A 24058-nucleotide genomic window follows, 5' to 3' on the forward strand; every position below is an offset into this window, starting at 1 on the left:
TTTCTTAATGTCTGCGCAAGCTGACAAAACGCTGCGTTTGTTCGCGGATCGCACGTTCGGTAGGCAAACGTTCCATGGAGCTTGCCCCGTAAAACCCGTGAATTTCCGGGCATCTTTCCAGCACGTAGGCGGCATCCTCCGGCTCGGCAATCGGACCGCCATGACACAGAATGAGAATGTCCGGTCTTACTTGGATAGCCGCAGCCGCAATGGAGCGAATCTCTTCGACACATTGGTCCAGCGTCTTGGCGGTTTGGGCCCCGATCGTTCCCGAGGTCGTCAAGCCTAAATGAATGACAAGAATATCCGCGCCGGCATTCGTCATTTTGACCGCATCCTGCTCAGAAAACACATAAGGCGTCGTGAGCAAATCCGCTTCATGCGCCAGACGGATCATCTCGACTTCTTTATCGTAGCCCATGTTCGTTTCTTCCAGATTCATGCGGAAGTTCCCATCGATCAATCCGACCGTAGGGAAGTTTTGGACGCCGACAAAGCCTTCGTCTTTGATCTGCTTCAAGAACCGGCTCATGACCCGCATCGGGTCCGTTCCGCATACTCCCGCAATAACCGGCGTTTTCTTCACAACCGGCAGCACTTCGCTTGCCATTTCCAATACGATTGAGTTGGCATCCCCATACGGCATAAGACCGGCTAAAGAACCGTGTCCGGCCATCCGGAACCTTCCCGAGTTATAAATGACGATCAGATCGATCCCGCCGTCTTCTTCGAACTTGGCGCTAATTCCGGTTCCGGCCCCGCCGCCGATGATGTAGCCGCCTTGCTTGACCTTTTCCTGCAGGTCCGCCAGTATACGTTGTCTTGTCGAAAGCATGATATCGTCTCCATTTCTCAAGATAAGTATGAGTCCGTACTGACAGTATGGCCGAATCCGCAGCGCGAAACCATAGATTATTGTAATTTCAATTAGTATTATGGTAGGGTCTAATCGAAAACCATATCATAATCCTACTTGATGTTACCTAAATCTATTCTTTTGTCCGCCCGATTCTGCGATAGTAGAGATATGAAAGCGTCGCCAATCACACAAATAATAATAGAGGAGGCACATCGATGAAAGGGAAAATTATCATTATCGGTACCCTCGATACGAAGGGAAAAGAAATTTTATTTATTAAAAATATTATCGAAGGCACGGGTGTATCCACGATTGTCATGAACACGGGAGTCATCGGCAGCGCAAGCTGGGATGCCGACATTTCGAACGAGACGGTCGCGCGTGCAGGAGGGGCGTCGCTTCAGGAACTGGTCGCGAAGGATGACCGGGGCTATGCGATGGATGTGATGATGAAAGGTGCTGCGGCTCTTGTGGCAGAGCTGTACCGGAACAAGGAAGTTGCCGGTGTGATCAGTCTGGGAGGATCGGCGGGTACGACGATCGGTACGTATGCGATGCAAGCGCTCCCGGTTGGCGTTCCAAAGCTGATGGTCTCCACGGTCGCATCCGGAAATACGAGACCCTATGTCGGGGAAAAAGATATTACGATGATGTATTCGGTCGTCGATATTTCGGGCATCAATCGGTTGTCCGCCAACATCCTTGCCAACGCTGCTTATGCCATTGCCGGAATGGCAAAGGGCGTTCCGCCGCAATTGGAAAACAAGCCTTTGATCGCGGCGACCATGTTCGGGGTGACGACGCCTTGCGTGAATAAAGCAAGAGAATACCTGGAGCAGCAAGGGTATGAAGTGCTAGTTTTCCACGCTACCGGCAGCGGCGGCATGGCGATGGAGACGTTGATTGAAAGCGGGTTTATCGAAGGAGTATTGGATGTCACCACAACGGAGTGGTGCGACGAGCTGGCCGGCGGAGTGCTTTCGGCCGGAGCAAGCCGTTTGGAGGCCGCCGCCAAGGCAGGCATTCCGCAGGTCGTATCGACCGGAGCTTTGGACATGGTGAATTTCGGTGCCATGGATACGGTTCCAGAGAAGTATGCAGGCCGAAATCTATACAAGCATAATGCGACCATAACGCTGATGAGAACAAATGTGGAAGAAAACCGGAAATTAGGCCAAATCATCGCCTCCAAACTGAACCGCTCGACAGGTCCTTGCGCGTTATTCCTGCCTCTAAAAGGGGTTTCGTTGATTGATGACGAGGGTCAGCCCTTTTATGGCCCGGAAGAGGACGCAGCGTTGTTTGATGCCCTAAGAACGAATCTTGACCGGGAACGTGTCGAATTGGTTGAACTGGAGCACAACATCAATGACGAAGCCTTTGCTCTGGCCATGGCGAAAAAACTGATAGAATTGATGAAACAATAAAGTCAGGTAAAATGAAAAAGACCAGAAGCGGCGTTTTCCGGAGGCTCCAGGCCCGGGAAAGGCCGCTTTTTAAATTGCGATCAACCGCAGCCGTTCGCTCGGATTGCAAGACATTGTTCCTTAGGACATGGTGCATGGGCATGGTACGGCTTCTTACTTTACTGTGACAGTTATCCAAAACTTGCTTGAAAGTCTGGACGGAAATGGATATTGCATGTATAATCATTTACTGATAATGATTATCAGTATCATGGCGCAGAGGCAACAACCTCTTCATTCCAGCAAAGATAAGGATGGTTTTCATGAGCGTACATACGGAGGCTGCGCCCCAATCCACACCGAAGCTGCGGTCCCGGCCGGTAACGGCAACGATTGTTTTGTTTGCGGGACTTGCTGTTTTGCTAGTGGGGCTGGCCTTATCGATTTCCGTCGGTGCGGCGGATATCCAGCTTTCCACCGTATGGGAAGCCGTGTTTCAGTTTAATCCGGACATTACCCAGCATCAGATCATTCAGGAGCTGCGCCTTCCGCGGGCGCTTGCCGGGGCGCTGGTCGGCGCCTGCTTCGCCGTGGCCGGAGCGATTATGCAGGGGATGACCCGCAATCCGCTTGCCGATTCGGGGCTGCTCGGCCTGAATGCGGGGGCGGGGTTCGTGCTTGCTCTCTGCTTCGCCTTTTTCCCAGGGATGCCGTTTATGCAGTTGATTCTGTACTCGTTCCTCGGTGCTGCGGTCGGGGCGATTATGGTGTACGGGGTCGGTTCCATGTCCAAAAACGGTCTGACGCCGGTCCGGCTTGCTCTGGCTGGCGCTGCTGTCACTGCCCTTCTTGTTGCGGTCAGCGAGGGCGTGGCGATTTATTTCAACATCGGGCAGGATCTCGCTTTCTGGTATGCCGGCGGGGTAGCCGGGACGAAGTGGTTCCAGCTCAAAATCATGACTCCATGGGTCGTTGCCGCCCTAATCGCAGCATTGCTGCTTTCCCGGTCCATTACGCTGTTGAGTCTTGGCGACGAGGTGGCGACGGGGCTGGGCCAGCGTACGGGCTGGGTGAAGCTGGCTTGCGCTATTGTCGTGCTGGTGCTCGCAGGTACGGCTGTTTCGGCGGTCGGCGCGATCGGCTTCGTGGGGCTCGTCATTCCGCATATTGCCCGGTCGCTGGTCGGCGTCGATTACCGCTGGATTATTCCTTGCTCCGCGGTGCTGGGCAGCTTGCTCATGGTCATTGCCGACATCGGGGCGAGAATGATCAATCCGCCCTATGAGACGCCGATCGGCACATTGATCGCCTTGATCGGGGTTCCGTTCTTCCTTTACTTGGCGCGCAAGCAGAGGAGGGAGCTGTAGATGGAAGCAGTGAAAATGGGAGCGACGGAACGCCGCAAAAAAATTCAAGCCGTCACGGTGATATCCATTCTGGGCGTATTGATTGTGCTTGCTTTTCTCATCAGCATGAACACCGGATACACCCGGCTGTCGCCGCTCGATGTTATCCGAACGCTGTTCGGTGGGGGGACGGCGAAGCAGGAGCTCATTTTGTTCGATTTCCGGCTGCCCCGCATCGTTATCTCGGTGCTGATCGGAGCGGGCTTGGCCGTTTCGGGGTGCATTTTGCAGGGGTTGTCCCGCAATCCACTGGCTGATCCGGGCATTCTGGGGATCAATGCCGGCGCAGGCTTGATGGTCGTGCTCTTCATCTCGTTTTTCCCGTCGAAGACGGCGGCGCCGGTTTTATTACTGCCCATTCTTGCCTTCGTCGGGGCGGGCGTCACCGCGGCCATCATCTACGGACTGGCTTACAAGAAGCACGAAGGCTTGTCGCCGACAAGTATGGTTCTTACCGGGATTGCCGTCGCAGCGGGCATCAGCGCTTTAATGGTAGTGCTAACGCTGCGGTTGAACCCGCAAAATTACCAGTTCGTCGCCGTCTGGCTGGCGGGAAGTATCTGGGGTTCGAACTGGAAATTTGTCATTTCTCTTCTGCCGTGGTTGATCGTGCTGCTGCCTTATGTGTTTTACAAAGCCCGAGTACTTAATGTAATCAATCTCGGAGAGCAGATGGCGACCGGCTTGGGCGCTCCCGTGGAAAAGGAACGGCTCGGTCTGCTTGCCGCCTCCGTCGGGATTGCGGGTGCTTGCGTCGCGGTAGGGGGAGGCATCGGTTTTGTAGGCTTGATCGGTCCGCATCTGGCCCGGCGTCTGATCGGTCCGAAGCACGAAATCCTGCTTCCGGCCTCGGCCTTGGTCGGCGGGCTGCTGATGATCGTCGCCGATACGATTGCCCGAGTCGTTATCCAGCCTACGGAGATTCCTACCGGAATTGTCGTCGCAATCATCGGCGCACCGTATTTTCTTTATTTGCTTGCCAGAGCGAGATAAATCAAGAGTATTCGAGTAATGGTTCGGAGGGGAGTCATTAAAATGAGAAAATCAAAGTTTACCTACATTGCCGTGTTTTTACTGATCCTGGTGATCGCAGGCTGCGGGGCCAATTCATCCGATTCCAAGCAGGCCGCTTCCGCCGATAGCACCGGCGCGAAGCCGGCGTCGGAGCGCGTCTACAAGCACGCGATGGGAGAGGCGAAAATTCCCGTCAAGCCGGAAAAGGTCGTCACGCTCCAATATGTCAGCCAGCTCCTGTCCATTGGCGTCAAGCCTCTCGGTGGCCCGTCCAATCTCCTTAAGGATCTGGCAGAGAAATCGGGGGGGATTGAAAATATCGGCGAAGCCGGGAGGTACAATTACGAAAAAATATTGGAGCTCCAGCCGGAGCTGATCATCACCGGGGATGTCGACCAGGAGACGTACGATAAATTATCCAAAATCGCTCCGACGGTCGTTATTCCGTGGAACGAATACGATGTGTTCGGTCATGTCAAGGTCATGGGCGACATCATGAACCGCCAGAGCGAAGCCGAAGCTTGGAGCACGGCGTTCCGGGCTAAATTCCAAGCGGCGCGGGAGCAGATTCAGAGCGTCATCGAACCGGGAAAAACAGCGGCGATCTATAACATTCGCCCGAAGGAAATTTATGTATACGGGGTGCGGAATTTCGGCTTTACCATCTACAAAGCGCTGGAGCTGACGCCTCCGGCACCGGTGAAGAAGGAAATTGAGAAGAATCTGAACTTCTGGGCTGTTCCGGTGTCCTTGGAGCTGCTTCCGGAATACGCTTCCGATTATTTGTTCGTGTCGGTATTCGGCGATGACGACTCCAAGAAGCGGCTGGATGAAATTTCGCAAACCGCGCTATGGGCGAACCTGCCTGCCGTCAAAAACAATCGGGTATACATGCTGAATCTCGATACATGGTTCGGCTACACGCCGCATGATATCGAGAAGCAGCTGCAGGAGATTGTGACTATGCTCAAGAAATCTTAAGTCTCATATCATAGAAAAGACCGCTGAATGATCAAGTTCAGCGGTCTTTTGCGTATTTATTTCTGCTGGATCATCGTATTCCATAATTCCTTCGTATCGTAACCGAGGCGCCAAGCGGACACGCCGGCCAATTCGTACTTTTTGGCGATGTCGATCCGCGCTTTGACGGTTTCTTCGTTTTCCAGCCAGAAGACGTTCTTGAAGCCGTCCTGCTCATACTCGACCTTGTACTGATTGAAGCGGCTGTCCCAGCTGAGATTCGCTTGCTTGGAGGAGATGAGGCCGGTCAAGTCCTTCATCAGCAGCGCGCGGTTGCTGTCCAGCTTGCCGGATTTGTCAACCTTCCACTCCCGTGCATAGAACGGAATCCCCATGATCAGCTTGTCGCGCGGAATGCCGTAGGCTAGAAATTCCTGCACGCCCTGTTCAACCCAAGGCAGACCGGCCACGGAACCCGGTTCGGTGCTGCCTTTCCAATATTGGTCGTAGGTCATCGTGATGACGTAGTCGACAATCTGGCCGAGCTTCTCGTGCTCAAACGCGGTTTTCGCATTCCATGCGGCGCTTCCTCTTGGCAGATCGACCGAGATGACAAGTCCTTTTTGATGGGCCGCATCTGTGATTTCCTTCATGAACGTCGTGAAGGCGGAGCGGTCCGTGCCTGCGACGCTCTCGAAGTCGATGTTCAGCCCGTCCGCACCGATGGCGACGGCTTTATCGACCAGCGCGGAAATGAACTTGCTGCGGGCTTGCGCCGAGGCGAGAAATTGCGTCGTCATTGCCGTATCGAACTGGTTGTTGACAAGCGGATGGACGGAATACCCCTGTTTTTTCAGCCAAGCGACGGTTTCTTTGTTCGAGCTGTCGGTCACATTGCCCGAGCCGTCGGCGAGCTGAAAGTAGGTGGGGGAGACGACATCCAGCCCCGAGGTGTTGCTCACCTGACTGCGGATTGTGGCGTCGCTGGAGCTTCCGTTCCAGCCCCAGAACTGCAGACCGCGAAGGTTGTTCCAGATGCTGGACCCGTCGTCGTACAGCCGAATGGAGGTGTTGGAATAACCCATGGCGTAGGATAACGCGCCGCCAATCGTAGAAAAGTCCGCAATCCATTTGTCTTTTTGAAACACTCGATAATAAGGATAATTATTCCATATGACGCGCGCGGTGCCGTCAAGTCCCGCCGCTTCATCATCGGTGATCCGGGTATGATCGAACTGCTTGGCGTAGGCTATCGCCTCGTCAATGCTAAGGAACGAATTCAGCAGCGTTTCGAACTGGTACACTTTATACGGTTTGACGTTGGAGTATACGACTTTGCCCGTTTCGGTGTTCACAATCTTCGAATTGCCCCAATTGAGCGATTCGTTCACGGCATCCTCTAAGTAAGCAAACTTCCAATTCTCAGCGGAATATGTACCTTGATAGATTTGATAAATTTTGCTGCCGCTGCGCAGCTCCGTCTTGCGGCTGGCCGGAATGTTGTCCCATACCCAGCGGTGCGTGCCGAGCTCGACGATATGGGCATTGCCCCATTTTTTCGCTTCGGCGATCGCTTGGTTCAACGTTTCGAAGTTCCAGGAATCCATCGTAATGTCGTCGCCTTGGTAGACGCGGTACTTCGGGTAATTACTCCACACCCAGCCGCCGGATTGCAGGTCGCGTACGCTGGCATGTCCCCAATTGGACGCTTCGCGTATCGCCTGATCCAAGCTGGCGTATTCCCATTTGGACGAGCTGTAGCCGTTCTGGAATACCTTGTAGCGGGGGTAATTATGCCATACCCATTTACGGGTACCGATCTCTTCGACGTGGCTGTCCGCGAACTGCTTGGCATAATTTTCGGCGGACTTGTAATCGGACGTCTCCAGCAGCATGGTGGTATCCTGATAGACGCGGAACTTGGATGTCTTGTCGGCTGCCATAACGGAGCCCGCGGAGGAGAGGAAGAGCGTCATAACGGACAACGTCAGCAGGGTGTTGCGCTTCAACATACATCAGCCTCTTTCTGGTCAGTCTACTCTATTAAACGTTAGAAGAGGCCTTGAAGTTGCGAGGAAAATAATAGAATCCTGAATGAGGCGGCCATTGGATGCAAAAAAATAACCCTCCAAGCCATCGCTTGAAGGGTCGTTCGGAAGGTCAGCCGATATCGGCGACGATTTCATCTTCCAGCACGAGCTGGATTTGATCCCGGAACACGCGGATATTTTGCTCCTTGAGCAGGTAACGCTCGATCGCTTCCAGCATGTTGGCGGCGATCAGGATCTGGCTGCGGCCTTCGGCGTGCACTTCGGCGGAGAAGCCATGGTCCTCGTCCCACATGAGCTCCACTTCGACCTGTGTCGGATGAATCTGCTTTCGTTCGGCGATATTCAGGCATATCGCATTGATAATATCTTGCTCCGATAGTCGCATATCCCGGTAACCTCTTTATCCTTAAATTTAGAAACGCTTCGGTTCATCGTTGAACTTCTTGCGGTCACGGAAGTAGACGAAAATTTTGCGGATGACGACGAACAATACGACAATCGCTAGCACGTTCACCATCAGACCCAGCAAGTCGCCGAGGAAGCCCATGCCACCGAACAGGCTTCCGAAGAGAAGACCCGCCAGACCGCCGATCATCAGGCCTTTCATCAGACCGCCGCTGAAAAAGCCGGGTTTCTTTGCCGGCGTTGCCGCCGTGCCTGTCGGCGATTTGGAAGCGGCAGGCTCGGTTTTATTGATGCCGTTGTTCGGCGTTTGCGTGGTGTTGGAACTGCTGGGCGTGTAGCTTTTTTTCGAGGACTTGTACCCTTTGGCGTCGACCATACCGGGTGCGGTGAACGAAAACACCAGCATACAAGCCATCAAAATGAGAGACAACTTTTTCAACATCTTTTTGCATCCTCCATCAAATAGAATAAACTTCCTGTCTTAGCTTACTACGTATAATGTGGGCGACGGTTTCAGAATTTAAACGAACTTGCTACAATAGAAGATGAAAAGATCATTTTTATGAACAGAGGGACGTTGTGATGCCTAACTATACCGAAGCGTATATCCAATATTTGATGCACTTCCATGCGGAGCGCGATTATTTCGAATGCCACGAGGTGATGGAAGAATACTGGAAGGAGCATCCGGAAGATCCTTGCAGCGAGGCTTGCGTCGGGCTGATCCAAGTGGCCGTATCGCTCTACCATCAGCGGCGGGGGAATCGGGCCGGGGCGGTCAAAATGCTTGCGAGCTCGCTCCAACGATTCAAAGACGAGCAGTTGGAGCAGCTCGGCATCGACGCGGCCGAATTCCGGCTGCGTTTGCAATCGCGTCTGCGTGAACTGGATAAGGACGATTTCGTCTATACCGATCTGGATATTCCGCTGCAGGACGAGGCACTGACCGCCTTATGCCGGGATGCCGCCGCTCAAGCGCAAGCCGAGTGGGGACAGCCGAGCAACTTGAACGATACGTATCTCATTCATAAGCATACGCTTCGCGATCGCAGCGGCGTCGTAGCGGAGCGTGAGCTGCAGAGGCAGCGCAGGATGGAGCGCAGGGCGACGGGGGACGGCGTATGAGCCGGATGTCCGTAAGCGGCGAGCCGCAAAAAATTATGGTTGTGGACGACGAGCCGCATATCGTCGAGGTCATTCGGCTTTATCTGGAGCATGCGGGCTATGTTCCCATTCTGCACTTCCGGGGCGGAGAGGTGCTGGAGCGGGTGAAGGCCGAAGCGCCCGACCTTGTGCTGCTTGACGTCATGCTGCCCGACGTATCGGGCTTCGAGCTATGCAGTCAGATTCGCAAGCTGCCGGGAGCGGAAGGCGCGACGCCGATTATTTTCCTGACCGCCAAGGGCGAGTCGATTGATAAGCTGCGCGGCTTTAACCTCGGGGTGGACGATTATATCGTCAAGCCGTTCGACCCGAACGAAATGGTGGCGCGGATCAAGGCTGTCCTGCGGCGGGCCGGGCAGCAGGGAACCGCGCCGGCGGTACCGGCAGAACATGCCTCGAAGCCGCTGGAAGTCGGTAATTTAAGCATCGACCTGGATCAGTACAAGGTAAGCTTAAATGGAAGCAGAGTCGACTTGACGCCCAAAGAGATTGAGCTGCTGCATTTTTTGGCCGCCAGCCCCGGCAGGGTGTATACCCGTGAGGATCTGCTCGGGTACGTGTGGAACTTCGATTTTAGCGGCGGCACCCGAACCGTGGACGCCCACGTGAAAAATTTGCGCAAGAAGCTCGGCTCCCACGAGGCCTGGACGATTCAGACGCTGTGGGGCATCGGGTACTCGTTCGAGGTGCGCGGCACATGATCAAGCGGTGGATGCGCAGCCTGTATATTCAAATCTTTCTGTCCTTTCTCGCCACCTGCGTGCTCGTGTTCGTAGGCTTGGCCGTATTTTGGAATTCTTACTTTACGGATTTTTTCTATAAGGACAAAAAAGAGCTGCTGCGCTCGCGTTCCGCCGAAGTCGTCAAGCTGCTGCCTACGGTTCAGGAAGGGGCGCTTTCCACAAGAGAACTGCGGCTCGGAAGCCGGATCATCGGCCGCAGCATCAACGGCTCGGTATGGTTGGTCGATGCGAAAGGCGTGGTGTTGAACGGCTCGTCGGACCGGGAGGGGACGACGATTCCGAAGCCGCTTGAGCTGCTGCTCGCAGAAGGACTGAAAGGCGGGAGCGGGTATTCGGCAGGGCAGTACAAGGTCGATCCGTACGGCGGGGAAGGGCTGCTGGCCTATTACACGCCAGCGGAGCTGAATGGTCAGCCGATCGTCATTATGATGCTTGTCCCTGCGCTGGAAAGCAGCGAAGCGCTAAAGGCCATCCGCTGGAATATTTTCGTTCCGCTGCTGTTCTCTTTGGTCGCCGTTGGGGTCATTCTTTTCATCTTGTCGCGCAAGCTGGCCGGTCCTCTTCAGCAGATGAACCATGCGGCGCTTGAAGTGGCGAACGGCGACTTTTCAACGAGAGTACCGGTCTCGTCCAACGACGAGATCGGCGAGCTGGCGCGAAGCTTTAACTTCATGGTCGATCAGCTGGAGCAGTGGGACGACAACCGTCAGGGGTTCCTGGCCAATGTATCGCATGAGCTGCGGTCGCCGCTGACGTCGCTGCGCGGACTGATCGTCGCGATGAACGACCGGGTCATTCCGCCCGAGAAATTCTCGCATTACTTGAAAATATGCGATCATGAAGTGCAGCGGCTGCAGCGGCTCGTAGACGACCTGCTCGACCTCGCCCGCATTCAGAACGGAACGGACGTATTCCGGACGCGTCCCATTGTACTGCCGGCCAAGGTGAGCGAGGTGCTGGAGCTGGTGCAGAGCGCCGCTTCCGACAAAGGGCTGCAGATGCGCTTGACCGGCCCCAGGCCGGGAACGCCGCCGCTGTGGTGCGAGCTTGATCCGGACCGGTTTGCGCAAATTTTGCTCAACCTGCTGTATAACGCGATCCGATTCACACCTTCCGGGGGGACGATTACCGTTGAACTTGCAGCTGAAGGAGGGGAGGCCGTCATCGTCGTGCGCGATACGGGGATCGGCATGAGCGAAAGCGAGCTGCTCCGGATCTGGGACCGGTTCTACAAGGCGGAGCCGTCGCGCTCCGGCAATTCGGACGGCACCGGGCTCGGTCTGACCATCGTCAAGCATCTTGTCACGGGGATGAAAGGGGCGATTGCGGTAGCAAGCGAGCTCGGGAAGGGCACGGAATTCCGGATCGCGTTCCCGCTCCTCGCCCCGGAGCGCTATGGAAGTTGATGGGACCGCTGGAAACCAGTCTCTTGTGAAATAGCGAAAAAAAAGATAAGATTTTAAAAAAACGTCAGCCTATTTTTAGAAACAGGAAGGATGAAGTGCGAATGCCGAATTTACTATCCCAGATCATGGAGTACAACCGCTCGTTTGTCGAGGAGCAAAAGTACGAGCCTTACTTAACGTCAAAATTTCCGGATCGGAAATTCGTCATTCTTACTTGCATGGATACGCGACTTATTGAGCTGCTCCCGGCTAGCATGAACATTAAGAACGGCGACGTGAAGATGATTAAAGCGGCCGGAGGTGTCGTCTCGACTCCGTTCGGCGGCATCATGCGCAGTATTATCGTGGCGATTTACGAGCTGGGCGCGGATGAAGTGCTGGTCATCGGCCATCACGATTGCGGGATGAGCCACTTGAACCCGGAGCGCGTGAAGGAGAAATTTGTGGCGCGGGGGATTAAAGAAGAGACGCTCAAAACGCTGGAATATTCGGGCCTGAACCTCGAACGGTGGCTGCGGGGCTTCGAAGATGTCAAGGAAAGCGTTAAAAGCAGCGTGAATATTATCAAGAACCATCCGCTCGTACCGGCCATCCCGGTTCACGGGCTGGTCATCGACCCTTCGACCGGCAAGCTGGATGTTATCGTCAACGGCTACTAAGCCGTTCCCGAAACGAAAAAGGTGAGAAGGCCATTATGCCTTCTCACCGGTTCGCGACGGCGTTTCGCTTATCGATCAGCCGCATGTTCGCATTGTAGATTTGTCCGCTGCTTTTCAAAATAAAGCAGTAGCCGCTCGATTGATAGTCGATCGTCATGTTTTCCTCGAAAAACACCTCGTGCTTCCGGTCCATCAGCACTTCGAACGGGTCCCCTGCCACGATAAAATCGTTCCGGTCCGGCTCGTCTGTGATCCACAGCGTCGGCACGCCGCTGACCGCGCATCCGCAGCCCTCCGCATCATAGACAAGCTTCAACCGTCCGCCCGCTTGCCGGTCCAGAATGCGCCGAATTTCCGCTACCGCACTATCCGTAAAGAGGATACGCATCGTTACGTCACACTCCTTTCCTTTTTATCATACCTCATTTCGGCGATATTTGCTTCTGCTCCGCGAACGAAGTATGATCAATGTATATCTTTGGAAAGGGGAATGCCCGTTGTCGACAGGAAATTTGGAAGCTAAATTGACGGATTTCAAGCAATATCTGAAAAAGATGAAAAGCTATGAGGAAGCTATCGGACTCATTTATTGGGACATGCGCACAGGCGCGCCGAAGAAAGGAATTGCGGCAAGATCCGAAGTCGTAGGCGAGTTGTCCGGCGAGTTGTTCAAAATGTCGGTGTCGGAAGAGATGGGCTCGTTTTTGGACCATTTCACTTCGTCCGGAGTACAGTCGGAGCTGTCGGATATCGACCGCAGAATTGTAAGCGAATGCAAGAAGGAGTACGACCGCAGCAAAAAAATTCCGCCGAAGCTGTATCAGGAATATGTGGTGCTCACCTCGCAGGCGGAATCGGCTTGGGAAGATGCAAAGGATCAGGCCGATTTTCCGGGCTTCCAGCCGTATCTGGAGAAAATCGTCGACATGAACCTGCAGTTCATCGACCTATGGGGCTACGAAGGACACAAGTACAACACGCTGCTTGACGCTTATGAGCCGGGCATGACCGTAGAGAAGCTTGATCAAGTGTTCGGCGCGCTGCGCGAGCAGGTCGTTCCCTTGCTGTCGGCGATCCAGGAGTCGGCTCATAAACCGGAAATCGGCTTCTTGAAGCAGACGTTCGACAAGGACAAGCAAAAGAAGTTCAGCTTATACATATTGGAGCAGATGGGCTACGATTTCGAAGCGGGACGCTTGGACGAAACCGTTCATCCGTTTGCGACCGGCCTGAACCCGGGCGACGTGCGGATTACGACGCGCTACCTCCTGAACGATGTGAACAGCGCGTTGTTCGGCACGATCCACGAGGGCGGGCATGCGCTCTACGAGCAGAACATTTCGATGGACCTGCTAGGCACGCCGCTGTGCTCGGGAACGTCGATGGGTATCCATGAATCGCAGTCGCGTTTCTGGGAAAATATGATCGGACGCAGCCGCCCGTTCTGGAACCGCTATTTCCCTGAGCTGCAGAAAAATTACGCCGGCCAGTTCGACAAGGTGGGCGTAGAAGATTTTTACCGCGCCACGAACGAGGTAAAGCCGTCCCTCATCCGCATCGAGGCCGACGAGTTGACGTACAACCTGCACATTATGGTGCGTTATGAAATCGAGAAGGCGCTCTTCAGCGGGGCTGTGAAAGTCGCCGACCTGCCTGAGGTATGGAACGAGAAATACCGGGAGTACCTCGGCATTGTGCCTTCCCATAACGGCGAGGGCGTGCTGCAGGACGTGCACTGGTCGGCCGGCATGTTCGGCTACTTCCCATCGTACGCGCTCGGCAACATGTACGCCGCGCAAATTAAGCGCACGTTGGAGCAAGAGCTCGGTAATGTGAACGAGCTGGTTCGCGAAGGCAATCTGATTCCGATCAAGGCTTGGCTGGCGGATAAAATTTATCAATACGGCAAAAGCCAGACGCCGACGGAAATCATTACCCGGGTGACGGGCGAGGAGCTGAACCCGTCCTACTTGGTCGATTATTTGCGCGTAAAATATTCCGATATTTATAAGCTTTAATTTTACCGCGGGGACCTGATCCCCGCTTTTTTTATTCCCTCCTATGTAACCTTTTGGGTGTTTTTCCAGTCTATTCTTATGTACGACGATTTTTGGTTTATCCGAAGGGAACAGACGACAAGGAGGCGACAGTGTATGCACAAGGAACTTCAAGCGGACATTGCCATTATCGGCGGAGGTGTCGGAGGCTGCGCGGCCGCATTGGCGGCAGCCCGAATGGGCAGACAGGTCATTTTGACCGAGGAGACGGATTGGATCGGCGGGCAGCTGACCAGTCAGGCCGTCCCGCCCGACGAGCACCGCTGGATCGAACAATTCGGCTGCACCCGCAGCTATCGCGAATTTCGCGACGGGGTGCGCGCCTATTATAAGACAAGGTTTCCGGCGACCGCAGAGGCGCGCGCGGTCTATTACTTAAACCCCGGCAACGGCGGTGTGAGCCGGCTTTGTGCGGAGCCGAGAGCCTATTTGGCCGTTCTGCAAGACATGCTGGCCCCTTACGTGCACAGCGGCAAGCTCGTCATCATGACCCGGCACCGGCCCGTTGCGGCCGAGACGGACGGCGACCGTGTCCGGTCGGTTACCGTGATCGGGGATTCGGGTCACCGGCATACGATTCATGCCGCGTATATTTTGGATGCGACCGAGACGGGAGAGCTGCTTCCGCTGACCTGCGCGGAATATGTGACGGGCGCCGAATCCAAGCGGCAGACGGAAGAGCCCCATGCGCTGGACGGCGCGCCCGATCCGCGGGACATCCAGGCGTTTACCCACTGCTTCGCCATGGATTACAAGGAAGGCGAAAACCATGTGATCGATAAACCGAAGGATTACGACTTCTGGCGAAACTACAAGGCGGATTTTTGGCCGGACAAGCAGTTAAGTTGGGTATCGCCCAATCCGGTGACCTTGGAGCCGGTGGAAGAAACGTTGTTTTGGGGTACGGATAAGTATCCGTTATTTTACTACCGGCGCATCGTCGACAGAGCGAATTTCGCGCCGGGCACGTTTCCGAGCGACATCACGCTGGTGAATTGGTCGCAGAACGATTATTGGCTCGGCAACGTGTACGACGTGAAACCGGAGGAAGCGCTGAAGCATGCGCGGCAGGCGAAGCAGCTCAGCTTGTCGCTCCTGTACTGGCTGCAGACGGAAGCTCCCCGCCCGGACGGAGGGGCAGGCTATCCCGGTCTTCGGCTGCGGCCGGATGTGGTCGGTACGGAGGACGGATTGGCAAAATATCCGTACATCCGGGAGTCCAGACGCATCCGCGCAGAGTTCACCGTACTGGAGCAGCATGTGAGTGCAGCCGTGCGCGGCGAGCAAGGGGCGGTGCCGTTCCCGGATTCCGTCGGAGTCGGTTGTTACCGGATCGATCTGCATCCAAGCATGACGGGCCGCAATTATCTCGACATCTCGTCGCTGCCGTTCCAGATCCCGCTCGGCAGCCTGATCCCGGTCCGGTTCGAAAACCTGCTGCCGGCCTGCAAAAATCTTGGCACGACGCATATTACGAATGGCTGCTTCCGGCTGCATCCCGTGGAGTGGAACATCGGAGAGGCTGCGGGGGCGCTGGCCGCGTTTTGCCTGCAGAACGGTTACCAGCCGCGCGAAGTGCGAAATACGCCGACCAAGCTCGAAGCGTTCCAGAACGCGATTGTCAACCAAGGCTTTGAATTGGCGTGGCCGAAAATAACCGCTGTTTAACGAACTTTATACGAATGGATTGTTACTTTGAGGCTGTTTCCGCGGATCGTCCGCGGAAACGGCTTTTTTTGGCTTCCGCAGACATCCGCTCTCACCATTTTCTAGGCGCGTTCATATGCTGTCGTATCTAAAGTTCGTCATGCGTTAAGACGCTGACAGGGAGGGACTGGCCTATGAATACAAGGCGTCTGGGGAGAGCGGCGGCGCTTATGCTTGTGCTGGTACTTGCGGCGTGCGCGACGCTCGCAGGCTGCGGTCCGAAGAAAAGCGGGGAGCGGATAAAGGTCCGGATCGGCGAGGTGACCCGGTCGATTTTCTATGCGCCGGAATACGTGGCGGTGGAGAAAGGATTTTTCAAAGAACAGGGGCTCGATATCGAGCTGACGACGACGTTCGGCGGCGATAAAACGATGACGACACTGCTCTCGGGCGGGATCGATGTCGCGCTGGTCGGCTCCGAGACGTCGATATACGTGCACCAGCAAGGTACGGGCGACCCTGTCGTCAACTTCTCGCAATTGACGCAAACCGACGGAACGTTTCTTGTGGCGCGCAAGCCGCCAGAAGGCTCGTTCGATTGGAACAAGCTGAAGGGCTCGACCTTCCTCGGTCAACGAAAAGGCGGGATGCCGCAGATGGCCGGCGAATTTACGCTGAAGAAGCACGGCATCCAGCCGCAGAACGATTTGAACCTACTTCAGAATGTGGAGTTCGCCAACATCCCGACCGCTTTCGCATCGGGCACGGGGGACTACGTGCAGTTGTTCGAGCCGCAGGCATCGATGTTCGAGAAGCAGGGCAAAGGCTACGTCGTCGCTTCCTTCGGGGTGGAGAGCGGCAAGCTGCCTTATACGGTGTTCATGGCGAAAAAGAGCTACATCGACAAGAACGCGGATACGGTCCAGAAATTCGCCAATGCCGTGCAAAAAGCGCAAAACTGGGTGCAGCAAAGCAGCGTGGACGACATTGCGGCGGCCATCACCCCCTACTTCCAGGACACGGATAAAGATATCGTCCGCAGCGTAATCAAGCGCTACAAAGACCAAGGCTCATTTGCCGCCGACGGAATCGTCGACGAACAGGAGTGGAACAACCTGCAGGATGTGATGGAAGCGGCTGGGGAGCTCAAGAAGCGCGCCGATTTCGACGCGCTCGTCAACAATCAATTTGCCGAAAAAGCGAAGCAATATGTGAAGTAGTGCCGGCAGCAGATAGGGTCAACGAGGACGCGAAGGCGCTTTGGGGATTACCGTTATAGAGGCTTCGCGAAAAAGTCTTGGACGGTGCTCCGGAGGCCCTTCAGGCGTCCTTCCGCTGTCACATACACAAGCGCACAAGGAGGGATGGCCGTATGTATGCCGTGGAGCTGGACGGCGTTTCACAAGTATATGTCAACCGCAAAGGCGCGTACGTCGCGCTGCAGGATGTGCAGCTCGCGATCGCTCCGGGCGAATTCGTCAGTCTCATCGGCCCGAGCGGCTGCGGGAAGACGACCGTGCTGTCGCTTATCAGCGGTTTGCTGACGCCGACTTCGGGAACGGTAAGGGTGTTCGGCGAACCGATTCAGAAACCGACTCCGAAAGTCGGATATATGCTTCAACAGGATTATTTATTCCCTTGGCGGACGATCTTCGAGAACGCTTCGATCGGACTTGAATTGCTCGGACGCTTGAATGCCGCCTCCCGCCAATATGTGCTGGATTTGCTGGAGGAAATGGGGCTTGGCGGGTATGCAGACCGTTATCCGCACCAGCTGTCGGGCGGCATGCGCCAACGGGTCGCGCTGGTGCGGACGCTTGCGGCGGAACCGGACATCCTGCTGCTGGATGAGCCGTTCTCGGCTCTGGACTACCAGACCAAGCTCCAACTGGAGGATCTGATTTCAGTAACCTTGAAGGCTCGCGGCAAGACCGCCGTGCTTGTCACCCACGACATCACCGAAGCGATTGCAATGAGCGACCGCATTGTGGTGCTTCAGCCGAATCCCGGACGCGTGCTGACTGAGGCCATTGTACCGGAGGATATTCGGGAAGCCCAGCCGCTGCATGCCCGCGAGATTGGGGGCTTTCACGAATTGTTCCGCGAGCTGTGGGGGCGGTTCGAGCAGATGGATGGGAAAGGAGGCGGGGGGCATGGTCCGGAGGAAATCTGAAGAGATAAAGGAAGACGAGAGTCTGTTGTATACGGCTGTTGAAGGAACCGGCGTACCGTTCGAGCGGTCGGAGGAGAAAGCTGCTGCAAAGGCCTATGGCTTAACGTCAGGGTCAGCACGATCCGAAAGCTTGGCCGGGCAAGTATACGCGCAGTTTCGCCGGAGCGAGCGCAAGCAGACGACGTCCGTTCGCCTGACCCAGTTGGCGCTGCTGATCTTGTTTTTTGCAGGTTGGGAAACGGCAAGCCGATTGCAGTGGATTGACGGGCTTCTCTTCAGCTCTCCGACGCGCGTGTGGGGGCTGCTGGTTGAGAAAACGGCAGACGGTACGCTGCTCGTGCATACATGGACGACCGTGTGGGAGACGATAATCGGCTTCGTGCTCGGTACGCTTATCGGTACCATAATTGCTGCGCTTATTTGGTATTCGCCGTTTCTCTCCCGCGTGCTCGATCCGTACATCGTGGTCCTGAACAGCCTGCCTAAGGTGGCGCTCGGACCTTTGTTTATCGTCGCGCTTGGCCCGGGCATGCTGTCGATCATCGCGACAACGCTGTCGATTACCGTAATCATTACGATTCTGGTCGTATATAACAGCTTTCGCGAGGTGGACCCGAATCTGCTCAAGGTGGTGCGGATTTTCGGGGGAAGCCGAAGCACGGTTTTCCGCAAAGTGATTTTGCCCGCCTCGTATCCGACCATCGTTTCCACGCTTAAAGTGAACGTGGGGCTTTCTTGGGTTGGCGTCATCGTCGGCGAGTTCCTCGTTTCCAAGGAAGGGCTTGGCTATCTGATCATCTATGGCTTTCAGGTGTTCAATTTTACGCTTGTGATCGGCAGCGTTCTTCTGATTGCCGTGGTCGCGACCTTAATGTATCAAGCCGTTGTCTATTTGGAAGGGAAGCTGACGGGGAGAAATGGAGGCAGCCGGGAATAAATGAAGGCGGAGGGTATAGATCCCCGTTTCGGGAAGCAGGGATCTGCCCTCCGGGTTTCGTCCCTTTTTGCAGCCCAAAAATTAAAAGATTATCGACAAACGAGCTTCACTCGTTGAGGATTTTGTCGAAAAACGGTAAGATGTGGGTACATTATTTTGTAGACGAATTCAACGACCAGTTGTCGAAGCGAGGAACGCAGCCTATGGGATTTCGAGTCATCAAAACCGCGCTGGCGGTTATCGTATCCATTTTCTTGGCGCAGACGCTCGGATTGCAGTCCCCCCTCTCGGCGGGACTGCTTGCGGTGTTAGGCGTCGACGTAACGAAAAAGAGAGGACTTCAGACATCGTTTCAGCGCATTGCGGCCTCGATTGTCGGTTTGTTTTTTGGCGCCGGGCTGTTTTGGGCGCTGGGCTTTCACGTGTGGGTGATCGGTGTGTTTATTTTGGTGCTGTACCCGATTTTGAGCCGGTTAAAGCTGAAGGAAGGCATTGTTACCGGCTCGGTCGTCATGTTCCATGTGTTCGCCTCCGGCCGGGTCAGCGCGGAGCTGCTGCTGAACGAGATCGCCCTGCTCCTTGTCGGGCTCGGTACGGCGACGCTGATCAACATAGGCTATATGCCCAGAGAGGACAAGCTGTTGCAGGAATACAAGCAGCGGGTGGAGCGGCTTTTCTCGCAAATATTTTTGGAACTCTCGTACCATCTGCGAGATAACGAATACATATGGAGCGGCGTGGAGCTGCTGGAGGCGGACGATACGATCTGCAAGGCGATTCAGGCCGCCCAGCGTGCGAACGAGAACAATTTGTTCGCCGGCGGACCTAATTGGTCGGTTTACTTTTACATGAGGGAACGGCAGCTGGACGCGATCCAGCGAATGGTGCAGCTCGTCGCCCGTATCTACCAGACGCTACCGCATGGCGAGCTGTTGGCCCTGGTGTTCGACGGGCTGACGGAGGATGTCAAGGTAGCCCATTATACGGGGCGGAGCGAGAAAAAGCTGAACGAGCTGGAGCAGCAATTCCGATACATGCCGCTGCCGGCCACGCGGGAGGAATTCGAGGTTCGCGCCGCGCTGCTGCAGCTGGTAGAAGAGCTGAAAGTGTACTTGTCCGTCGCCAAAAAGGAAAAGCGGCCCGTGGAGGAACCGCAGGGGAGGGCCTGATTCTGTTCATCCATCGGGCAAACTAAAAATACAAACCAAATCTCGACGGAGTGATTATCTAATCCGCTCTGGGAAAAACTCTCTTTTATACGTTGCCCGTATCTAACGTTTTCTGTTGCATTGCTATGGTTTGGCTTCTTTCACCTGAGAAATATTCGTCTACCATCTTCCGCAGGTGCTTATAGCTGGCGATAGCAGCCTTGACTGCGATCATTCCTTCGGTGTCGATCAGAACGACAGCAGGCACTTCCTTGATTTCATATAAGGTAAATGCATCCTTGGTATGAGCGTATTCAACCGTATCGTTATGATGTATATCCAGCTCTTTTTCATCAACTGTAGTAAAAACTACGATTCTTATCATTGGATACCGCTCCTGCATATCTGAGAGTTCGTCAAGTACCTTTGTGCAGAATGGACATCCTTCCGCTGTAAATAAAGCCAACGTAGGGGCAGTATCTCTTCTTGGAAACTCGATGCTGTCTCCATCTGCGCCAAGATATGTGAACAAGGGAGCTTTATCGCCTGCCTGAAGTTCCCTCTTGCTATCGCTTGTTTCTTTTATTTGTAATTTGTTTAAGAACTGAGCGACCAGTTTGGTCAGCATGAAAATAACAATAAATTGCAGGAGTACGAATACCCACAGGGCTATGATGGACCAGTACATGAAATTTTCCATTTTTTATCCCCTTTTTAACTTGATTGCTGACGCTCCTTCGCTAACAATTCTTGCATTTTCTTACGGATGACGAATAATTCGTTAAAGATCGAAAACAGGAGCGCCAATAACAGCGCCGTTCCAGCCATAATCCAATACTCTGTGCCGTATATGCGCGATATGCTTTCCCCGCCAATGACCGACAATAAACTCCCATACGAAGCGGTTACGTGATAGACACATAGACACATATCCATTAAAAAGAGGTTTCGCCAAACAAGCTTCCATGATATCGAATGGTTTCCCGCGAGCCCCCCGCATCCGCATGAGAGTTCTTTTCTGCCGCGAAGCAGGTTGATCGCAAGTGCGATACTGTACATCAGAAGTAGCCCGCTTCCGATTAATGCGGCTAGGGAACTGTATATCCCGAGAAGAAGAGAAATACCGGTCAGCCATTTTATGGTATGGTCAAGTATGGCAAAGCATCGAACCCATGGTTCAGGCAAAATCTTATAATCTTTAATAATTCCAATATGAACATGCCAATAACGAAGGGACGATGCCCCGGAACTGATAAATACGATTGCCAAAAAAATTCGGCAAATTACGGACAACGCTTCCATCAACATCACCAGCTTTCTAACGCTTACGCATACCATTGAGCTTGCGATTCATACATCCTTGCATACGTACCGTTCGATGCCATGAGTTCACCATGGGTTCCGGATTCTGCAATCCTGCCGTTCTCCATTACTATGATCCGGTCCGCCATTCTGGCGGCGGCCATCCGATGAGATATAAATATCGTCGTTTTGCTTTCCGTTAAGTCCCGGACCAGTTTATATACTTCCAATTCCGTTAACGGATCAAGCGCCGCTGTCGGCTCGTCTAAAATAATGATGGTGCCCTGCCGGAACAAGGCGCGAGCCAAGGCGATTTTTTGCCATTGTCCTCCGGAGAGGTCTTCCCCTTCCTGCAAAAAACGGCCGAGGAAGGTTGCGTAGCCTTCTCTTAAATTTTGAGCGATTTCGGCGACTCCCGTCGTTGCCGCCACTTCGTTCATCGCATCGATATCCTCCAAACGGGTGATATCCCCAAATCCGATGTTATCGCGCAGGGTGTACGCATATTTTAGAAAATCCTGAAAAATGACCGTCATATTTTTGTGCAATTGGTCCGGAGCCAATTGACGGATGCTGACATCGTCGAATCGGATGTCTCCTTTTGCCAGAGGGTACAATCCCATCAAACACTTCACCAGGGTAGACTTGCCGGAGCCGTTTTCTCCCACAATCGCGATTTTTTCCCCTGGCTTGATATGGAGCTGAATATTTTGCAAGACGGAAGTCGTTGTATCGACGTAGGAAAAAGTGACGTTTTCCAGCGTAATTCCTTTCTTTAATGCAGCCGGAAATGGCTCGGTTCCTTTCGCTTGGTTCTCCGACTCGGGATGTTTGTAATCCAGGAAACGGAAAAAGTCATTCGCATAAAGCATCTCCTCAAACACCTTTGCCAGCAAAGTCGATAGCTGGTTGGTCAGTCCTTGGGTTCCCTGTACTGCTTGTCCAATGGCGACGAATTGGCCGATTTGTATGGGGGTAGTCTGAATCAGCCAAATAATGATCATAGCGGCTCCGGAGTAGAATAAGGCTGTAAGCCCATCCATTCCGATTTCCGCCCGCTGCTGTTTTCGCAATATTTTTAAAATCTCCGTAAATTGATGTGAGAAAGCTTCCGACCACCTGTTCAGCAAGTAGGAACCAAGGCCAAATAAACGGATTTCTTTGGCGGAATGCCGATCCTTTAACAGAGAACGGGTATATTCCATGTCACGAACTAAAGGGGTTAAGCCAAACTTTAGCCAAAAATTCCTCTTTCCATACTTCATTTGAACTAAAAACATGGGGATAGCGGCTAACAAACTTAGAAGAACCAAGCTCCAGTGAACGGTGAGCAAAAATACCAGATAGCCGGAAATCGTAATAAAAATTCTGCCGATTTCAAAAGCTTGACGGAGCGGAGAGAGCAAGCGGTGGCCCGGGCTGTCGTTTACCCTCTCCAGATGGTTGTAAAAGTCAGGGAGATCGAAATAGAAAAGCGGCGCGGAGATCACCTTTTGAAGAACGGATGATTGCGCTGCGTGCTCTAACACGTTGGTGAGCTTTCCGTTCAAATATTCTTGGGTATTCATGAAAATGGATGTCAGCATGGTGACCATAAATTGAAGCAGCAGCAGTAAAAGGATTGTGGAATAATCCATTGCCGGGTGTTGAATTAAGCGGGCTACTTCATTGATGGTTTCCTTGGACAGCCAGAGCATGATGACCGGCATAACCCCTAATAAAACCGTTAATGTGGAGGTCAGAAAAAGCAAGCCCTTCCCATAGGTCCAAACAAACCGGATTAGATGTCCAAATGCTTTTGTCATCGTCAACCTGCACCTTCCGCTTATTTACTGGATGTGGTATCTCGCCATTTTCCGCCTATCCTGCAATACGCTTAGTATTTCTTTGAAAAAATGACCAGGATAACGAATAACGCCGTTAGAGTCTATGATAAAAAGGCTGGGAAAACTTGAAATTTGTAATTTTACCAGAGTTTCCTTATCGGCAGGGATTAGAGGGAGTTTATTGCCAAATTCCTGAATGAAGTTATCATAGTTACGATCCTCCCGTTCCACAAAACAGAGAATGGGAATGGAAAAGTCTGCTATTCGTTTTTGCGTAAGAATTTTTTCTAGTTCCAAATGGCAGACGTCGCAGGAGGGGGAAGCAAACATTACGATAGCCGGAACCTGGCTGAATCCAGCCGGAAACGGAAAGTAGCTTCTCAGGTTCACGCCAAGAAAAGTTTTCAATTTGAGAAATGTCATTGAAACGAATTGATCCGCGAAATGGGTTACTGCTTTTTTGCACTCCAGGTAGGAATAAAGTTGCAGAATAAATAGAAAGGTTGCTAAGGAAATGATAAGGGTAAATACCATAAAATACCACCTTTTATCAAATGAACTCAGTATACTAAATATAAAAATAAAATGCAAGCGTTTACAATAATGGAATATTATTATATGATTTAAATGTAATATAATCACTTTATTAGGAGGTATATTGAAATGATTGACAAATTTTCTAAACTCATCGGCGTGGACCCCAAAGCTGTCGAAGGACAGGCTGCACCGCAAGCGGCGAGCTCCGAAATTTGCTTTACTTTTTTGGGGTGTCTTCTTGAAGGAGTGACTAAAGCCAAATCAGATCCCTTGAGTCCGATAGGTGTTCGCTGCTGCAAATGATCGATTGCTGGGTGTAATTCTAAGAAAGCAGCAGCTAACCGGTGAAATGTGGTCA

At 53.4% G+C, this 24058-nt stretch carries 24 protein-coding genes; 15 read left to right on the forward strand and 9 right to left on the reverse strand.

The genetic code is table 11. From position 1 onward, the window contains the following. Positions 1–4: 4 nt before the first annotated feature. Positions 5–835 carry a phosphoenolpyruvate hydrolase family protein gene (locus tag ET33_RS19145; protein WP_200879224.1) on the reverse strand — a complete coding sequence of 277 codons (831 nt, stop codon included), beginning with the start codon at positions 833–835 and terminating at the stop codon, positions 5–7. A gap of 239 nt (positions 836–1074) precedes the next feature. Between ET33_RS19145 and ET33_RS19150 the strand changes: the two genes are divergently transcribed. From ET33_RS19150 to ET33_RS19165, 4 genes are all read left to right on the forward strand, one after another. Next, positions 1075–2286 (forward strand): Tm-1-like ATP-binding domain-containing protein, encoded by a 1212-nt coding sequence (locus tag ET33_RS19150; protein WP_036685340.1) that lies wholly within the window; start codon positions 1075–1077, stop codon positions 2284–2286. Between the two features lie 302 nt (positions 2287–2588). After that, positions 2589–3632, forward strand: a complete 1044-nt coding sequence (locus ET33_RS19155) for a FecCD family ABC transporter permease (RefSeq protein WP_036685343.1) — start codon at positions 2589–2591, stop codon at positions 3630–3632. Then, on the forward strand, positions 3633–4664 hold the full coding sequence (locus ET33_RS19160; RefSeq protein WP_036685348.1) for a FecCD family ABC transporter permease: 1032 nt from the start codon (positions 3633–3635) through the stop codon (positions 4662–4664). 42 nt (positions 4665–4706) lie between these two features. Next, complete coding sequence (locus tag ET33_RS19165; protein WP_036685353.1) at positions 4707–5666, forward strand: ABC transporter substrate-binding protein; 960 nt, start codon at positions 4707–4709, stop codon at positions 5664–5666. 56 nt (positions 5667–5722) lie between these two features. Here the strand turns inward: ET33_RS19165 and ET33_RS19170 are convergent, their stop codons facing one another. The 3 genes from ET33_RS19170 to ET33_RS19180 all read right to left on the reverse strand — a co-directional run bounded on the left by ET33_RS19170 (position 5723) and on the right by ET33_RS19180 (position 8543). After that, positions 5723–7657 (reverse strand): glycosyl hydrolase family 18 protein, encoded by a 1935-nt coding sequence (locus ET33_RS19170; protein ID WP_179223712.1) that lies wholly within the window; start codon positions 7655–7657, stop codon positions 5723–5725. Between the two features lie 148 nt (positions 7658–7805). Beyond that, positions 7806–8081: a YxcD family protein gene (locus ET33_RS19175; protein WP_036685355.1), complete on the reverse strand. Its 276-nt coding sequence runs from the start codon at positions 8079–8081 to the stop codon at positions 7806–7808. 27 nt (positions 8082–8108) lie between these two features. Further along, a complete protein-coding gene (locus ET33_RS19180) occupies positions 8109–8543 on the reverse strand; it encodes a hypothetical protein (RefSeq protein ID WP_036685358.1) in 435 nt (144 codons plus the stop codon). 140 nt (positions 8544–8683) lie between these two features. On the opposite strand from ET33_RS19180, the gene ET33_RS19185 reads away from it, so the two are divergent. The 4 genes from ET33_RS19185 (at position 8684) to ET33_RS19200 (ending at position 12073) form a co-directional block, all read left to right on the forward strand. After that, positions 8684–9226 (forward strand): DUF309 domain-containing protein, encoded by a 543-nt coding sequence (locus ET33_RS19185; RefSeq protein ID WP_036685361.1) that lies wholly within the window; start codon positions 8684–8686, stop codon positions 9224–9226. Continuing rightward, positions 9223–9966, forward strand: coding sequence for a response regulator transcription factor (locus ET33_RS19190; protein ID WP_407668107.1), 744 nt, complete (start codon positions 9223–9225; stop codon positions 9964–9966). Before ET33_RS19185 ends, ET33_RS19190 begins: the two co-directional genes overlap by 4 nt. Beyond that, on the forward strand, positions 9963–11414 hold the full coding sequence (locus ET33_RS19195) for a sensor histidine kinase (protein ID WP_036685363.1): 1452 nt from the start codon (positions 9963–9965) through the stop codon (positions 11412–11414). Before ET33_RS19190 ends, ET33_RS19195 begins: the two co-directional genes overlap by 4 nt. 101 nt (positions 11415–11515) lie before the next feature. Then, positions 11516–12073: a beta-class carbonic anhydrase gene (locus ET33_RS19200; RefSeq protein WP_036685365.1), complete on the forward strand. Its 558-nt coding sequence runs from the start codon at positions 11516–11518 to the stop codon at positions 12071–12073. 43 nt (positions 12074–12116) lie between these two features. Here ET33_RS19200 and ET33_RS19205 read toward each other — a convergent pair whose 3' ends face one another. After that, a complete protein-coding gene (locus ET33_RS19205) occupies positions 12117–12461 on the reverse strand; it encodes an iron-sulfur cluster biosynthesis family protein (protein ID WP_036685368.1) in 345 nt (114 codons plus the stop codon). Positions 12462–12570: 109 nt separating this feature from the next. On the opposite strand from ET33_RS19205, the gene ET33_RS19210 reads away from it, so the two are divergent. The 6 genes from ET33_RS19210 to ET33_RS19235 all read left to right on the forward strand — a co-directional run bounded on the left by ET33_RS19210 (position 12571) and on the right by ET33_RS19235 (position 20056). Beyond that, the gene (locus ET33_RS19210; RefSeq protein WP_036685371.1) at positions 12571–14091 is read left to right on the forward strand and encodes a carboxypeptidase M32; all 1521 of its coding nucleotides are present in this window, start codon (positions 12571–12573) and stop codon (positions 14089–14091) included. Between the two features lie 135 nt (positions 14092–14226). Then, on the forward strand, positions 14227–15798 hold the full coding sequence (locus tag ET33_RS19215) for an FAD-dependent oxidoreductase (RefSeq protein ID WP_036685374.1): 1572 nt from the start codon (positions 14227–14229) through the stop codon (positions 15796–15798). 173 nt (positions 15799–15971) lie between these two features. Beyond that, positions 15972–16997 (forward strand): ABC transporter substrate-binding protein, encoded by a 1026-nt coding sequence (locus ET33_RS19220; protein WP_036685377.1) that lies wholly within the window; start codon positions 15972–15974, stop codon positions 16995–16997. Positions 16998–17149: 152 nt separating this feature from the next. Then, on the forward strand, positions 17150–17950 hold the full coding sequence (locus ET33_RS19225; RefSeq protein ID WP_036685381.1) for an ABC transporter ATP-binding protein: 801 nt from the start codon (positions 17150–17152) through the stop codon (positions 17948–17950). Continuing rightward, the gene (locus tag ET33_RS19230) at positions 17931–18887 is read left to right on the forward strand and encodes an ABC transporter permease (RefSeq protein WP_036685384.1); all 957 of its coding nucleotides are present in this window, start codon (positions 17931–17933) and stop codon (positions 18885–18887) included. The genes ET33_RS19225 and ET33_RS19230 overlap by 20 nt, the downstream gene beginning before the upstream one ends. Positions 18888–19090: 203 nt before the next feature. Continuing rightward, entirely contained in the window at positions 19091–20056 is a 966-nt protein-coding gene (locus tag ET33_RS19235; protein ID WP_036685957.1) for an aromatic acid exporter family protein, read from the forward strand. 85 nt (positions 20057–20141) lie between these two features. Here ET33_RS19235 and ET33_RS19240 read toward each other — a convergent pair whose 3' ends face one another. From ET33_RS19240 to ET33_RS19255, 4 genes are read right to left on the reverse strand one after another with little or no spacing between them, the layout of a single operon-like run. Beyond that, positions 20142–20735, reverse strand: coding sequence for a thioredoxin fold domain-containing protein (locus ET33_RS19240; protein ID WP_036685388.1), 594 nt, complete (start codon positions 20733–20735; stop codon positions 20142–20144). Positions 20736–20749: 14 nt separating this feature from the next. Continuing rightward, entirely contained in the window at positions 20750–21343 is a 594-nt protein-coding gene (locus tag ET33_RS19245) for a MauE/DoxX family redox-associated membrane protein (RefSeq protein ID WP_235206762.1), read from the reverse strand. A 17-nt stretch (positions 21344–21360) separates the two neighbouring features. Beyond that, on the reverse strand, positions 21361–23142 hold the full coding sequence (locus ET33_RS19250; RefSeq protein ID WP_036685962.1) for an ABC transporter ATP-binding protein: 1782 nt from the start codon (positions 23140–23142) through the stop codon (positions 21361–21363). Positions 23143–23166: 24 nt separating this feature from the next. Beyond that, positions 23167–23697 (reverse strand): TlpA family protein disulfide reductase, encoded by a 531-nt coding sequence (locus tag ET33_RS19255; protein ID WP_036685391.1) that lies wholly within the window; start codon positions 23695–23697, stop codon positions 23167–23169. 129 nt (positions 23698–23826) lie between these two features. Here ET33_RS19255 and ET33_RS38970 point away from each other — a divergent pair, with 129 nt between their 5' ends. Continuing rightward, positions 23827–24003, forward strand: a complete 177-nt coding sequence (locus ET33_RS38970; RefSeq protein ID WP_161783553.1) for a hypothetical protein — start codon at positions 23827–23829, stop codon at positions 24001–24003. Positions 24004–24058 lie beyond the last annotated feature (55 nt).

The sequence above is a fragment of the Paenibacillus tyrphae genome (genome assembly GCF_000722545.1).
Classification (GTDB): Bacteria; Bacillota; Bacilli; order Paenibacillales; family NBRC-103111; genus Paenibacillus_G; species Paenibacillus_G tyrfis.